This is a genomic window from Maribacter sp. BPC-D8 (assembly GCF_035207705.1).
In the GTDB taxonomy this organism is placed as follows: domain Bacteria; phylum Bacteroidota; class Bacteroidia; order Flavobacteriales; family Flavobacteriaceae; genus Maribacter.
The window spans coordinates 420,700-436,188 of the sequence record NZ_CP128187.1; the positions used below are offsets into that span (position 1 = coordinate 420,700).

A 15,489-nucleotide genomic window follows, 5' to 3' on the forward strand; every position below is an offset into this window, starting at 1 on the left:
ATGAGTACTGAATTATTCAATCTAAAGGGAAAGATTGCTTTAGTAACCGGTAGTACCCATGGTCTTGGTATGGCGATGGCAAAGGGCTTAGGCTTGGCTGGTGCACGATTGATTATTAACGGTAATTCATCGCAATCTAAAATTGATGATGCAGTAGCATTTTATAAATCGTTGGGTATTGATGCCTACGGATTTAAGTTTAATGTTACCGATGAGACCGCTGTAATAAAAGCTGTAAATGATATTCAAGCAACAGTTGGTGCTATTGATATTCTGGTGAACAATGCCGGAATCATTAAAAGAACACCTTTAGAAGATATGGAGGTTGAAGACTTTAAAGAGGTAGTGAATGTTGATTTGGTGAGTCCGTTTATTGTTTCTAAACATGTGGTAAAAAGCATGATAGCTAGAAAACAGGGTAAAATCATCAATATTTGCTCAATGATGAGTGAGCTAGGTAGAAATACTGTTGGCGCTTATGCCGCTGCAAAAGGCGGATTAAAAATGCTGACACAAAATATGGCGACGGAATGGGCAAAGCATAATATACAGGTTAATGGTATAGGACCGGGATATTTTGCAACGAGTCAGACCGCACCAATACGAGTAGATGGGCACCCGTTTAATGAGTTTATCTTAAACAGAACGCCAGCTGCAAAATGGGGAGACCCAGATGATTTAGCAGGGGCAGCGATATTTTTGTCGTCTAAGGCTAGCGATTTTGTAAACGGGCATATTTTGTATGTAGATGGTGGTATTTTAGCAACGATAGGCAAACCAAGTAACGAAAATTAATATAATGATTACTCAAAATTGGTTTAAATACGGTGTGGCAATTATAACCTTGTTTTTGGTAGGTTGTGACAATGATAAGCCATTTGAGATTATAGTTAGCAATAGTTTAAATATTGATCGTTCTTTTGAAACTGTTGAAATTGATTTAGACCTTTTGAAATCTGATATTACGTTAAAGCTGGTATCTGGAAAATCTTATAGAATTAGTGAAGTTGGTAGCACAAAAGAACTCATTTCACAATTAAGTGATATTGATGGAGATGGTACTGCAGATGTACTTTTGTTTCAACCGGAAATAGCAGCAAATTCAAATAAAAAATTTACCGTAACACTTAAGGATATAGAAGTGCATTCTGATGATATACCAAAGTGTTATTCAAGATTTGTACCAGAGCGTACAGATGATTATGCTTGGGAAAACGATAGAGTAGCTTTTAGAACCTATGGTCCGGTTGCACAAAAAATGATAGAAGACAGTATTCCTGGCGGTACACTTTCAAGCGGAATGGATGCATGGCTGAAAAGGGTAGATTATCCTATTATCAATAAATGGTATAAAAAAGAATTGGAGACAGATGGTTCTTACCATGAAGATGATGGCGAAGGCTTAGATAATTTTCATGTAGGTACCAGTAGAGGAGTAGGTGGTATAGCGGTTAAAGTAGATACAACATATCAATTTTCAAGAAACTTTACTGAATACAAGACTATTGAAACAGGACCACTTAGAACTAGTTTTTGGATTACCTACGCACCATGGAAAGCAGGAGAGAAGACAATAGTAGAAAAGAAATTTATCTCTTTAGATCGCGGTAGCAACCTTACTAAATTCAGAGTTGAAATTGAAGGTTCAGAAACACTATCTGTGGGGCTTACATTACATGAGAAAGATGGCGTAGTAACTACCGATGTTGAAAAAGGATGGGTGAGTTATTGGGAACCTTATTTTGAAACTGAATTAGGTACAGGTATTGTAGCTAAGCCAAACACGTTTCTGGGTTATGATAAATATGAGACCAATGCAAAAGATTTAAGCAATCTGTATGCCCAATTAAAAGTGATTAATGGTGAAGTAGTTTATTATACCGGTTTTGGATGGAAAAAAAGCAAACAATTCAACACTAAAGAAGAGTGGAATAATTATTTGGCTCAATTTGCTAAAAAAGTAAATAAGCCTTTAGTAGTTAAGCTCTCGAAGTAAAGTTGATAGAGAATATACGGTTAGCATAATTTCTCATATTTTTTATGAAAGATGATACATAGGTTTTTATGCTAAATAAAGAGATATGTAGTATCAATTAAATACAAGTTTAATAAGCTAGATTGGTTGAGAACAAGTAAAACTACGAGCAAAAAAAAAGAGAGAAAAACAAACATTGTTTTTCTCTCTTTTTTAAAATAGGTAATCTATATATAGTATTTCTAATACTTCGTCTTATCATGCTTAGAAGCCCAGTTATTGAATACTTCGACAGCTTCTTCTTGTAGCATTTGTTTAAAGTGAATTTGCCTGTCTTGCATACCAACTTCTAATTCATCATAAATAAACTGGTCATCAAAATCAATCGCTTTTGCATCTAATTTATCACAACCGTAATACACCGCTTTTGGTCTTGCCCAATAAATAGCACCAAAACACATAGGGCAGGGTTCACAAGATGTGTAGATGATACAATCGGTTAATTGAAAATCATTCAGTTTTTTACAGGCATCTCTAATAACTACCATTTCTGCATGCGCTGTTGGGTCGTTTGTTGAGGTAACTTTATTATGACCTTCGGCGATTATTTCTCCGTCTTTTACGACTACGGCACCAAATGGTCCGCCAGCATTTGAGTTCATTCCTTTTGCAGCCATTTCAATAGCTCTTCGCATAAAAAACTCGTGATTATTCTTCATATATTCTTTTTATTTTTTAAATAATTGGGATGCAAAATTACGGTTTTTGAAGGCATTTAGACTGTTTTGTATAAATCATCTTATTTTGATTTTCTTATAAATCTTGGTAGCTTGAAAGAAATCATTACTATTCACGACAAATATTTGACAATTAAGTCATTTCATTTATTTACGACATAGCTTCTTGTTTTATAGTTGTACAGAACAATGTTTCTGACTTAAATAATCATAAACCAATCTCCCATGAAAAAACCAATCGCAATTGCCCAAGTAGACACATTAGAAAACAAAAAACCAGAACACGCCTTAGTCAATGGTTTAGATTTAGTAATCGTAAAGTTCGATGAAGACATTTCTGTACTGTACGGTCGTTGTTTGCACAGAGGTGCTTTAATGTCTGACGGGCATATAGATGGTCATAATCTTATCTGTGGTCTTCACGGTTGGGATTATAGAGTAGATACCGGAGTTTCAGAATATAATAACGCAGAGGTATTAAATAAGTTTACTACTAAAGTAGAAGACGGAAGTCTTTATGTTGATGAAGCGGAGATTGATGCCTATTTAGTAGATAGTCCGCAACCTTTTAATAGAGATGCTTATTTAGGGGCATATGCCGATACCCACCCTGAAGAGACAGAACCATACACGGGTTATATAAAAGAATTGGCAACAAACGGATTAAAAAATCTAGGTCACCACGGAGCTTCAGCTTCTATGGGCGTAGATAGAAATACGTTGCCTAAATGGAGCGATATTCAGTTTTTACCAGCACAATTAGCAAGCAGACCTTTGTTAGATGAAGATGCCGTTGCAACCAAAGTTGTAATAGGACCTAGGGCTAAAAAACCATTGCATTTAGATATTCCTTTGTTTGTGAGTGATATGAGTTTTGGTGCTTTATCACGCGAAGCAAAAATAGCATTGTCTAAAGGAGCGGAACTGGCAGGTACGGGTATTTGTTCAGGGGAAGGCGGAATGTTACCACATGAGCAAGAAAATAATAGCAAGTATTTTTATGAGTTGGCTTCGGCTAAATTCGGATTTTCTTGGGATAAATTAGATAAGGTACAAGCCTTTCATTTTAAAGGCGGACAAGGAGCAAAAACAGGAACAGGCGGACATTTGCCTGGCGCTAAGGTGAGTAAAGAAATTGCTGAGGTTAGAGGATTAAAAGAAGGCGAAACGGCAATATCACCAGCTACTTTTCCAGATTTTCACGGTGTGGATGATTTTAAGTCTTTCGCAACTCAAGTAAGGGAACGCACAGGCGGTATACCGATCGGATTCAAAATTGCTGCAAGTCATATAGAAAAAGACATTCAGTTTGCACTAGATGTAGGTGTAGATTATATCATTTTAGATGGTAGAGGTGGGGGAACAGGTTCTGCACCGACCATATTAAGAGATAATATCAATGTACCTACAATTCCTGCTTTGGCAAGAGCAAGAAAATATTTAGATAAAGTTGGAGCTACAGATGTAACCTTGGTAATTACAGGAGGTTTACGTATTGCCGAAGATTTTGGTAAAGCACTTATGTTAGGTGCAGATGCTATTGCCGTATCTAATTCCGCTTTACAGGCAATCGGTTGTTTGGGTATGCGTGCTTGTGGTAGTAATAACTGCCCTGTTGGTATTGCGACACAAAAAGAATCGTTGCGTAGTAGATTAATAATAGATTCTTCGGCAAAACAATTACACAACTATTTTGATGCAACAAACAATCTAATAAAAGTAGTAGCAAGAGCTTGTGGTCATGATGATATCTCTAAATTTAATTTTGATGACCTATCTACTTTCAATCATGATATGCATCGTTTAACAGGAATTAATTATGGTGGTGTTAACCCCTAAAACAAAATATAGATGGAAAAAATGATGCACTTGGCGGCACAATATTTGGCTGCTGCAGGAATAAGTTTTGTAGAGAAGAAAGCAGATGATAGTCACACTAATCTTGGCTGGTCAATTAAAAAACAACAGTTAGAAACACACCCATTATCCGCAAACGGAGATGTACTTGCTTTAAACTATACTACATTTTCATTAGAATGGATTTCGCCTAAGAACAATGCTTCTTTTGCTTTAGATGGTAAAACCCATCAGCAGGTATTGGAGTGGTTGACGAATTCTGCGGATGCATTTTTGGGTAAAAAATATGCCTATGATTTTCATTACGACCTACCGTATTCAATTGATGATTCTTTTATCTTTAAACTCAATGCTTCAAAATTGAAAGAGCTTGCGGATCTAAGAACATTGACGCAATCTAGTTTAGAAAAAACACTTAAAGAAACAGGTTTGGAGTCTAGCATTCGAATTTGGCCTCATCATTTCGATTCTGGTGCTTATGCAAGTTTAACCGATGATGTAGCAGTAGGTTTTGGTTTAGCTGTACCCGATACGATGATTAATGATCACTATTTCTATATCAGCGGATACAAAGGTCACGCTGGGCTAGATACTTCTAAGTTTGATTCACTTTCATTAGGTGAATGGAAAAACGACGGATTTAAAGGAGCAGTTTTACCGGCTACAAAAATTAAAGAAGAGCAAGCAATACAGTTCTTTACGGAAGCTATTAATACCTATAAAAAGTAATTATGCAGGTAACCAGTCTTTCGTTAGAAGCCTTTACAGAGATGGATTATTGGGCGGTTGAAAAATACAACCTGTCCATTCAATTGATGATGGAAAATGCTGGGCTTCAGCTTGCAAGATTAATCGCTAAAAAGGCAACTGAAACCTCTGTTATTACTATCGGCGTTGGTAACGGAAATAATGGCGGTGGGGGACTAGTAGCTGCTCGTAGATTAGCCGCTTGGGGATTTAATGTGAATTTAGATTTGGTAGTTCCTATTACTAAAGATCTGCCAAAAGCACAGTTAGAAAGAGCTTTATTATTTGGAGCTAAGGAAGGTGTTCCAGAAACTACAAATATTTGGGTAGATGCCTATTTAGGGTTCTCTCAAAGATTGCCGCTGTCAGATGCTTTTGTAAAAAGTATTGAACTAGCCAACGCCTCATCGGCATTTAGAATTTCGTTAGATATTCCCGTTGGTATTTCTAAAGATGGTGAATTGTTAGGATTTAGAGCGAACCAAGTAATGACCTTGGCAGCTCCTAAAATTATTTTAGAGAAATTGCCAAACGTAGTAGATGTATATGTGGCGGATTTAGGAATTCCTAAAGCAGTTTACGATCATTTTAATATTGCAATGCCTAATTTCAGTGAAAACCAATTGATAGCTTTATAACCACCAGATGACAAACCCAAAAGAAGAAGCCAAAGAAATTGATAAGCAATTAAGAAAAGAATTGGGTATTGATAAAGAGAAACTGAAAGAGCTTAAAAAGAAGCTGCTAAAAGTAGAGCCACGCTCAGAGCGTGGTGCAGAAACCTTGTTTCGCTTGGTATCTAAAAATCAGTATACTTTAAATACAATGATTGATAGAAAATCGAATATTCTTATTTCTATCAATGCACTTATTCTTTCTATTACCATTGGTACAGTTCTTAATCAATTAGATAAAGACCCGCACTTAATTTTTCCTGCTACAATTATGTTGCTTACCAACCTTATTTCGATTGGTTATGCCGTTTTTGCAACAAGACCAGAGCTTACACATGGTAGTAAAAGCACGAACAATTTGTTATTCTACGGTAATTTCAATAACATGAATGAAGATGAATATACAGAAGAACTTACGAGTTTAATGTATAAAGGAGACGAGCTTTATAAGACCATAGCCAGAGACACGTTTCATTTAGGGAAAACTATCGATAGAAAATTCAAGTTATTAAGAGCCTCTTTCCATGTTTTTCTAGTCGGCATTATTTTAGCCGTTATTGGGTTTATTGCCTGTCACATTATGTTTACACTTTAGAAATAAAATTAATTCATCAGTTCCGGTTTCTCTTTGACCCTAAAACATCGTTCTTCTCCTAAATAAAGCGGATTGCCATGTTTTTCTGACCAAAATCCATCTAAAACGTCTTTGTTAATACACTGGTATACAACAACACCTTTGTAAACATTTTTGTCGTCACCTGTATACCTAAAGTTTATAACCAGAATATTGTTTTTAAAGAATCCGGTGCCTGTTTGTTCTTGGTCGGTATTGATTGTCCATTTTGCTATAATTCTTGCATTAGCATTCAAAGATAAAATCAGCGTTCCCGTGTAGGAGTTTGATGCTGCATCTTGGTTACTTCCTTTAATATCATATTTCCCAACTAAATCTTCAACAGTCATATTATATTTTATGAATGGCGAAAGTATTGAAAATTTTGTGGTTTCATTTTCTGATTATGTATACAAAGTAATTCACTGTCCAGTAAGATTTTTAATGATAATTTAAACAGATAAGTTTCCTTTGAAATTTTAAAAATCCATAAATTTAGAAAAACTTCAAAATGGTATTAACTATAAAAGATGCAACGTTCACTGGTGATATTCTAAATCAGATAGAGATTGCTGTCAAAAATGAACGAACTACCGTTAAAGAATTGATTTCTGCACGAGTAGAATCTGAGGTAAATGCGTACAACGATAAGCTACCAGAATATTTTAAAGGGTTAATTCAACCTAGTGAAGCAGAAAAAACATTGAATGGTTTCAAATTGAAAAATCGGGGCAAGCAAATAGATGTTGAAAAACAGATTTTGGTGGCTTTAGATGCCTTTCAAAAGAACGGATATTTTATACTTATAGATAATAAACAGGCAGAAGACTTAGAGCAAGAAGTGCTGGTTTCTACATCTACTGAAATAGCCTTTGTAAAACTTACGCAATTAGTTGGGGGATAAACTATGAAAGATATTATAAAAAGATTATTCGGTTCAGATAATCAAATAGAGAGTAAACGAGAAATAAGTTCTGAAGTAATAGAGTTTAGTAAAGCGTTTTTTAAAGAGGCTTTAGAGTACAGAGATGGTTATTCAATAAAACTAACTGACATACCTAAGTATAAAGAACTCAAAAAAATGGCACCTTCTTTTAGAAAAGAATTTGTTTTTGAGCTAATCTATCTCAAAAACGGTCAATCTAAAACAGGTTGGGGAGACGATGCATACTTTTTAAAAGACACCGCCAAGAGTGTTTTGAGTTTATTAATTAGAGCTTCAGATATACATTTTGACGATGATGATATTTCAGATATTGTAAATGGTTTTGTTCTTGGTGATAGTGGAAGTCTAAATAGCTGGAATTGGCCTGTAGTACCGCTAGTAGGTAAAATAGAGAAAGAGGTTAAAAAATCTGGACTTTCACCAGAGTTAAGCGACACATTAAGTATTTTACAAAAGGCTGTCACCAAAGGGAATTATTTGTCTGCAGATGAAATACGTTTGGGTACCAGAGTTTCAAATATTGGAAAGAATTCTTCAGAATTTGAAATAGATCGTAATGATCCTTTGGGTACTAGTATTTATGAAACTATTACTTCTTTAAAAGAAAGTGATCAAGAGGTTTTAAAAGAATTATTAGAACACTTTTCTAAAGGAGGCGGTAAAAGTGCACCTGCCAATACTTGGTTAAAAACCTCCAATGATTTAATAACAAAAATAGGGGTAGATAAGATAAAACCCGGTTTTATTAAATGGATAGAAGTAACCTTAGATCTCTTTCGAGAGATTCATAAAAACCAACAATATGAATTCGATTTTATTGCAGATAAGAATATACAAATATTAAGATCTGCGGTTTGGTCTTGCTCTACTATTAATGATGATGAGCTAAACCAAATAATAGAAGTTTTAGGCTTATTAAGTTTTAAGAAGTTGAGAAATGTAGGAGCGTTAAGTGCAAAATTAGGAAATGGGTGTATTTATACTTTTTCTAAACTTCCGTATCAAGACGGTATTTCTAGGCTTACCAAATTTAGAATGAAAATTAAGTACCCATCAGTGCAATCGATAATTACAAAAGCAATTGAACGTGTTGCAAAAGCCGAGGGTAAAACAATGTATGAAATTGAAGAATTGGCTGTTCAAGACTTAGGTTTAAATTCTGATTTTCAGCTTATTCAAAAATTTGGAGAATATGAAGCTTCTACCACCATTGAAAGTAGTTCTGGCTTTAGCTTGCTTTGGGAAAATGAAAGTGGCAAGAAAATAAAGTCGATACCGAAATATGTAAAAGACAATTTCGCGGTAGAATTAAAAGAATATAAGAAAAAAGTAAAAGACATACAATCGAACCTTACTGCTCAAAGAAGTAGAATTGAAAAGATATTTTTAGCGAAGCGTGAATGGGACTTTGAGCAATGGAAAAAGCTGTATTTAGATAATAATCTATTACGCTTTTTTGGAACTAAATTAATTTGGAGTTTTACGATAGGTGATAAAACTACGAGTGTTATTTATAAGAATAACGAGTTTATAGATGTCAACGGAGTCATTTTAAAAAACTATACTAATGCCAAAATTAAATTATGGCACCCAGTCAATGCAAGTGTTAGTGAAGTACAATCTTGGCGAAGATGGTTAGAAAAAAATGAAATAAAACAACCCTTCAAGCAGGCACATAGAGAGTTATATATTGTAACAGATGCAGAAAAAAACACAAATACGTATTCAAATAGGTTTGCGGCACATGTTTTAAGACAACATATTTTTATTGCTCTTTGTAGGGAACGTGGTTGGGCGTATACACTTCAAGGCCAATGGGATTCTCATAACACTCCGGTTTTAAAAATTTTAGCTTGGAAATACCGCGTAGAATTTTGGGTAGAGGGTATTCAAGACTCCGCCAATGATTCCGGAATTTTTAACTATTTACAGACAGATCAAGTGCGTTTCTTTGATGAGGAGAGTCAAGTAGAAATGGATAAAGTACCTGCGATAGTTTTTTCTGAGGCAATGAGAGATATAGACCTTTTTGTGGGGGTTACCAGTATTGGTGCAGACCCTAACTGGCGAGATGGCGGAGAAGAAAGATATCATGGCTATTGGGCAGATTTTTCATTTGGTAACCTTGCAGTAAGTGGTCAAGAACGAAAGGAGCTTCTTGAAAATTTAATTCCAAAATTGAAGATTGCAAATCAATGTTCTTTTGAAGGTAATTTTTTAGTAGTCAAAGGTGACATTAGAATTTACAAAATACATTTAGGTAGTGGTAATATTCTGATGAAACCAAATGACCAGTATTTGTGTATTGTTGCGGATCGATCTAAAAGTGCAAATGAGGTATTTCTGCCATTTGAAGGTGACGCCACATTATCTGTAATTTTAAGCAAAGCATTCATGCTGGCAGACGACACTAAGATTAAAGATAGAACGATTATTAGTCAGATAAAAAGCTAAAACTGCATGAGATCTCTAGTTGCGTATTAAATGATTAAAAGTGAGAATGAATATGAAGAAAGTGATTTTAATAGGTCTAGTGATAATAGGTTTTGCTACTAAAGGTCATACCCAAGAAGAGCAGTATGGTGATAATCAGCCTTATTCTTCCTATTGGTTTGTAGAAGAACTATTACAATGGTCAGCAGAAAGTGACAAAGAAGCTAAATTCAACATCAGTCAAGTAGCATTGGCAAGTCGTTTTTTAAATGATTCAACTGATTTCAATTATGATACGCAGAAAATACCGGGGATTATAGCCTTGATGGCACCACATACGACTAATTTTCATCCGTCTCAAGGGTTTTCTACTGTAAAACAATATGCATTTCCGTTTTGGCAATACATAGATTATTTTGTGCAATGGGGTGGATCTTCAAATGAGGGAATTATTGTACCGCCAACCGCTTTCTGGACAGACGCTGCACATAAGAACGGAGTGAAGAGTATAGGTACCGTATTTTTTCCGCCTAATGTATATGGTGGCAAAGAAGAATGGGTGTATGAATTTTTAGTACAGAATGAAGATGGCAGCTTTCCTGTAGCAGATAAACTCATTGAGGTTGCCGATAGGTATAATTTTGATGGATGGTTCATAAATCAAGAAACGTATGACTTGGTAGGCGATGTAGGGGAGTTGATGCAACAGTTTATATCTTATTACAGAACACAGTCAAATTTAAAATTGCTGTGGTACGATGCTATGATTGATGATTCTAGGGTAATATGGCAAGATGAGCTGAATAACCATAATCAAATGTACTTTCAGAAAGAAGAAACAAGTATGTCTGATGTATTTTTTATAAACTTTAGATACACTGAAGTTAATTTAGAAGACAGTAAAAAGGCAGCTCAAGAGTTAGGCAGAAGTGAATGGGATTTATATGCAGGTATCGACGTACAATCTAAAAGTTTTAAAACTCCTGTAAAATGGGATGTATTATATAAAGAAGGAAAACCAAACAATACATCTATAGGGTTGTACTGGTCAAATTCCACTTTCGATATATCAGATACTAAAATGCCTGAAGATGTGTATGATAACGAACAAAAGTTTTGGAATGGAGGTCCGTCATTAGAAACACGATTTGGATCTAGCACTTGGCAAGGCTTTGCAGATTATTTTGAACCACGCAGTGTTATCAATGAATTACCTTTTAAAACGAACTTTAATTATGGTTTAGGTCGTTTTTATAATGTAAAGGGTAAGACAGTTTCTAAAGAAGAATGGCATAACCTCAGTATTCAAGATGTGTTACCTACATGGCAGTTTCAGGTAGACAGCACCAAAGTAAATGCTACAATCAGTTTTGACGAAAGCTATGAAGGTGGCAGTAGTTTATCTTTTGAAGGATTTGCAGATGCCGAAATTCCGCTATACAAAACAAAACTAAGTTTAGATAATTCCTTAAATCTTCAGGTGGTAACGAAGTCGGCTGGTAATATGACTATGCAAATTTATTGTCAACTATCAAACGGTGAGACTTTGACCTACCCTTTAAAGAAATCTAGTTCATGGTTTACAAATATGATTTCTATTCCTAAACAAAAAAATATATTAATATCTAAAATAGGATTGATAACGAAAGGAAAAGGTACCGCCTTTCTTGGTGAGTTATTATTATATAATAAAAGGGAGAAAAAACCTGGTACGTCATCTTTTTCTGTGGAGACGTTTACTAAAGAGAATACTACCGAATTATACATTCATTTCAATGAAAAACCAGTAGGTGTATATCATCATATTTATTATTTAAATGCTAAAAGTGAAAAGGTTTGGTTAGGTAAGACTCCTGCGCAAGATTTTTATATTTCGAATATTCTTACAATAAACAGCATAATTAACCTAGAAGTGCAATCAGAAAGTTTTGGGGGTACAAAGGGTAAAATCATCCGGAAAAAGGTGTATTTGTCACAGTAGCTAAAGTTGTTCTTTAAGTAAAAAATATAATGCTTAGGTTGATGTCATTTTAGCTATATAATTGATAAAAAACTACTTAGCAATACGTAAATTTAATTCCAAAAAATACCTCAAGGTTAATAGTATATTATTTTTAAAATTTACCTATGAGAAATTTCATAAAAATTATTTTATAAAAGTTTTAGCTGAAGTTTTTATTTAACCCTATCTCACTTTTGCATTCATATAATTTCTTTTAAGTATTTGTACTTCAAATTATTACGATACCGTTCTGATAATGTTCTTAACAAGATATTTTGTTCTAAAAATGAAATTGTTGATAACCCTGTTAAAAGCTTAAAGAGGTTTGTGTGAAAATAAGGTGATTAATTTTCGACCTTTACATCTCTCTTATTAACTACATCATTAACTTTATATTAACATGAAAATCACAGAAGTCATAAAAAGGGATTTTTCGACAAAACCTTTTCATTTACACAAAATAACAAATGCCATTTTAAAGGCTATGACGGCTGTTGAACATGGTGGACCCAGTGAAGCCGAAATAATCTCTAATAATGTTCATTTAGCACTTTTAGAAAGAAAGCAAGCAGATGACAATTATATACCAACCGTAGAGGAGGTTCAAGATTTCGTTGAAAATAAATTAATGGAAGGTGGTTACTTCGATGTAGCTAAGGGATACATTCTTTATAGAAATGAACAAGCGCAAAGAAGAAAGTCTAATGTCTTCGAAAAACGTGTAAATCTTAAGCCATACGAATACCCTGCATTGTATGATTATGTATCTGCAATAAGACATTCATATTGGATCCATACAGAATTCAACTTTACTAGTGATATTCAAGATTTTAAAACAGGGTTAAATGATATTGAGAGAAACGCTATAAAGAACACCATGTTGGCAATTTCTCAAATAGAGGTTGCAGTTAAAAGTTTTTGGGGAGATATCTACCATAAAATGCCTAAACCAGAAATTGGTTCTGTAGGGGCAACTTTTGCAGAGAGCGAAGTAAGACATCATGATGCGTATTCGCATTTATTAGAGATATTAGGTTTAAACGAAGAGTTTAAAAACTTGAAGAAGAAACCTGTGATAATGAAAAGAGTTCATTATTTAGAGACAGCTCTTAAAAATTCTAAGAGTGAGGATAATCAAGAATATGCAGAGTCGGTTTTATTGTTCTCTTTATTTATAGAGCATGTGTCTTTGTTTTCTCAGTTTTTGATCATTATGGCTTTTAATAAGCATAAGAACATGTTCAAAGGTATTTCAAATGTTGTGGAGGCTACTTCAAAAGAAGAGCAGATTCATGGCGATTTTGGTATCGATATCATAAACATTATTAAAGACGAAAACCCTACATGGTTCGATAAAGAATTTCATGGTACTGTACAAGAAATGTGTAAAGAGGCATTCTTATCAGAAAGTGATATTATAGATTGGATTTTTGAAGCGGGTGAAATTGATTTCTTACCTAAGAAGCTAGTAAAAGAATTCATTAAAAAGAGATTTAACGATTCTATCGAAAGTATTGGAATCGAAAAGATATTTGACGTAGACGAAGAATTACTATCAGAAACAGAATGGTTCGATGATGAAATTATCGGTACCAAACATGGCGATTTCTTCGTAAAACGCTCTATCAATTATAGCAAAAGAACACAAAGTATAACCAGTGACGACTTATTTTAAATGAACGATTCAAAAATTAATTTAGAGACTAGCATTCAAGAAGAAGTAAAATTGAATGGTTCAGATGAACTTGTACAAGCTAGAAAAGAAGCCCTTGATAGCTTAAAGAAAGACAAAGAAGAAGGTTTTAAGTGGTTAAATGAAGATAGCCGTAACTTTTTAGGTTCAGGCTATTTAACTCCGGGAGTATCAGCAGAAACACGTATTCGTGAGATTGCAGACAGAGCTGAGAAAATATTGGGCATGCCTGGTTTTTCAGACAAGTTCTACGGTTACATGAGCGAAGGTTTTTACTCATTAGCATCGCCAGTGTGGTCTAATTTCGGAAAAGAAAGAGGATTGCCTATTAGTTGTTTTGGATCTAACATATCTGATGACATGGGTAACATTTTGTATACCCAGTCAGAAGTAGGTATGATGTCTAAATTAGGTGGTGGTACATCTGGTTACTTTGGTAATATAAGACATAGAGGAGCAGACGTTAAGAATAATGGTAAAGCTTCAGGAGCGGTACATATTATGCAACTTTTCGAATCTATGGTAGATGTAGTAAGCCAAGGTTCTGTTCGTCGTGGTCGTTTTTCTCCGTATTTACCTGTTGAGCATGCAGATATTAAAGAATTCTTAGAAATAGGTACCGAAGGTAACCCTATTCAAGAGCTTACTCATGGTGTTACTGTTACCAATGAGTGGATGCAAGAAATGGTAGATGGCGATAATGAAAAGCGTTCTATCTGGGCAAAAGTATTACAGAGAAGAGGTGAAATGGGGTACCCATATATCTTCTTTAAAGATAATGCGAACAACGGTGCTGCAGATGTGTACAAAGAAAAAGGACACAAAATTCATGCAAGTAACCTTTGTACAGAAATCATGTTACCATCAAGTGACGAATGGTCGTTTGTATGTGTATTATCTTCTGTAAACGTTCTTCATTATGACAAATGGAAAGATACAGATGCGGTTGAAACAATGGTATTCTTTTTAGATGCTGTTATTACTGAGTTCTGTGAGAAATTAGAAGCATACCGTGATTCTGAAAGTCGTGAAGATCGTCAAACGTTCATGTTTATGGAACGTGCTTACAACTTCGCAAAAGATAACCGTGCTTTAGGTTTAGGTGTTTTAGGATGGCATTCATTATTACAATCTAGAATGTTGCCTTTTAACAGTCAAGAAGCATACAACTTGAATAGTGAAATATTCAAAACGATAAAAGAAAAGTCATACAGTGCTTCAGAAGAATTAGCTGATAAATTTGGTGAGCCTGCAGTATTGAAAGGCTATGGTAGAAGAAATGCAACGTTGAATGCTATTGCACCAACAACATCTTCTGCGTTTATCTTAGGTCAAGTATCTCAAGGTATTGAGCCAATATGGTCTAATACTTATGTAAAGGATATTGCCAAGGTGAAGACTACAATTAGAAACCCTTTCTTAGTTGAGCTTTTAGAGGAAAAAGGAATGAATACAACAGCAGTATGGCATAGCATTCGTGATTTTGACGGATCTGTACAGCATTTAGATTTCCTTTCAGACTTAGAGAAAGACGTATTTAAAACATATTCTGAAATTGACCAGATGGATATTATCTATCAGGCAGCGAACAGACAAAATCATATTGACCAAGGTCAGTCGGTAAATATTATTGTTCACCCAGATATGCCAGTTAAAGAAATCAATAAGATTCACGTAACTGCATGGAAATTAGGTTTGAAGTCATTATACTACCAACATAGTATGAACGCGGCACAAAAATTCAAGCAAAAGAAAGATTGTGCTAGTTGTGAGGCTTAAGCCTTTAATGAACTAGAATAGTATTAAGATTTA

Annotated in this window: 13 protein-coding genes; 11 read left to right on the forward strand and 2 right to left on the reverse strand. The window is 34.6% G+C overall.

Annotated features, from left to right (window positions below):
- Both QSV08_RS01755 and QSV08_RS01760 read left to right on the forward strand, forming a co-directional pair.
- Entirely contained in the window at positions 1-795 is a 795-nt protein-coding gene (locus QSV08_RS01755) for a gluconate 5-dehydrogenase (RefSeq protein ID WP_324026022.1), read from the forward strand.
- A 4-nt stretch (positions 796-799) separates the two neighbouring features.
- Positions 800-1,996: a DUF4861 domain-containing protein gene (locus tag QSV08_RS01760; protein WP_324026024.1), complete on the forward strand. Its 1,197-nt coding sequence runs from the start codon at positions 800-802 to the stop codon at positions 1,994-1,996.
- A gap of 221 nt (positions 1,997-2,217) precedes the next feature.
- Here QSV08_RS01760 and QSV08_RS01765 read toward each other — a convergent pair whose 3' ends face one another.
- Entirely contained in the window at positions 2,218-2,694 is a 477-nt protein-coding gene (locus QSV08_RS01765) for a nucleoside deaminase (RefSeq protein WP_324026026.1), read from the reverse strand.
- A gap of 243 nt (positions 2,695-2,937) precedes the next feature.
- Here QSV08_RS01765 and QSV08_RS01770 point away from each other — a divergent pair, with 243 nt between their 5' ends.
- From QSV08_RS01770 to QSV08_RS01785, 4 genes are read left to right on the forward strand one after another with little or no spacing between them, the layout of a single operon-like run.
- The gene (locus tag QSV08_RS01770; protein WP_324026028.1) at positions 2,938-4,551 is read left to right on the forward strand and encodes a glutamate synthase-related protein; all 1,614 of its coding nucleotides are present in this window, start codon (positions 2,938-2,940) and stop codon (positions 4,549-4,551) included.
- A 12-nt stretch (positions 4,552-4,563) separates the two neighbouring features.
- Positions 4,564-5,298 carry a hypothetical protein gene (locus QSV08_RS01775; protein WP_324026031.1) on the forward strand — a complete coding sequence of 245 codons (735 nt, stop codon included), beginning with the start codon at positions 4,564-4,566 and terminating at the stop codon, positions 5,296-5,298.
- A 2-nt stretch (positions 5,299-5,300) separates the two neighbouring features.
- On the forward strand, positions 5,301-5,954 hold the full coding sequence (locus QSV08_RS01780; RefSeq protein WP_324026033.1) for an NAD(P)H-hydrate epimerase: 654 nt from the start codon (positions 5,301-5,303) through the stop codon (positions 5,952-5,954).
- A 7-nt stretch (positions 5,955-5,961) separates the two neighbouring features.
- Positions 5,962-6,585: a Pycsar system effector family protein gene (locus QSV08_RS01785; RefSeq protein WP_324026035.1), complete on the forward strand. Its 624-nt coding sequence runs from the start codon at positions 5,962-5,964 to the stop codon at positions 6,583-6,585.
- A gap of 8 nt (positions 6,586-6,593) precedes the next feature.
- Here the strand turns inward: QSV08_RS01785 and QSV08_RS01790 are convergent, their stop codons facing one another.
- Positions 6,594-6,953, reverse strand: coding sequence for a hypothetical protein (locus QSV08_RS01790; RefSeq protein WP_324026037.1), 360 nt, complete (start codon positions 6,951-6,953; stop codon positions 6,594-6,596).
- A 161-nt stretch (positions 6,954-7,114) separates the two neighbouring features.
- On the opposite strand from QSV08_RS01790, the gene QSV08_RS01795 reads away from it, so the two are divergent.
- The 5 genes from QSV08_RS01795 (at position 7,115) to QSV08_RS01815 (ending at position 15,456) form a co-directional block, all read left to right on the forward strand.
- The gene (locus QSV08_RS01795) at positions 7,115-7,507 is read left to right on the forward strand and encodes a hypothetical protein (protein ID WP_324026039.1); all 393 of its coding nucleotides are present in this window, start codon (positions 7,115-7,117) and stop codon (positions 7,505-7,507) included.
- Positions 7,508-7,510: 3 nt separating this feature from the next.
- The gene (locus QSV08_RS01800; protein ID WP_324026041.1) at positions 7,511-10,003 is read left to right on the forward strand and encodes a DUF4132 domain-containing protein; all 2,493 of its coding nucleotides are present in this window, start codon (positions 7,511-7,513) and stop codon (positions 10,001-10,003) included.
- Between the two features lie 52 nt (positions 10,004-10,055).
- Positions 10,056-11,963, forward strand: a complete 1,908-nt coding sequence (locus QSV08_RS01805) for an endo-beta-N-acetylglucosaminidase (protein ID WP_324026043.1) — start codon at positions 10,056-10,058, stop codon at positions 11,961-11,963.
- A 421-nt stretch (positions 11,964-12,384) separates the two neighbouring features.
- The gene (locus QSV08_RS01810) at positions 12,385-13,659 is read left to right on the forward strand and encodes a ribonucleotide-diphosphate reductase subunit beta (protein WP_324026045.1); all 1,275 of its coding nucleotides are present in this window, start codon (positions 12,385-12,387) and stop codon (positions 13,657-13,659) included.
- Positions 13,660-15,456 (forward strand): ribonucleoside-diphosphate reductase subunit alpha, encoded by a 1,797-nt coding sequence (locus tag QSV08_RS01815; protein WP_324026047.1) that lies wholly within the window; start codon positions 13,660-13,662, stop codon positions 15,454-15,456.
- The last annotated feature ends 33 nt before the right edge of the window (positions 15,457-15,489 follow it).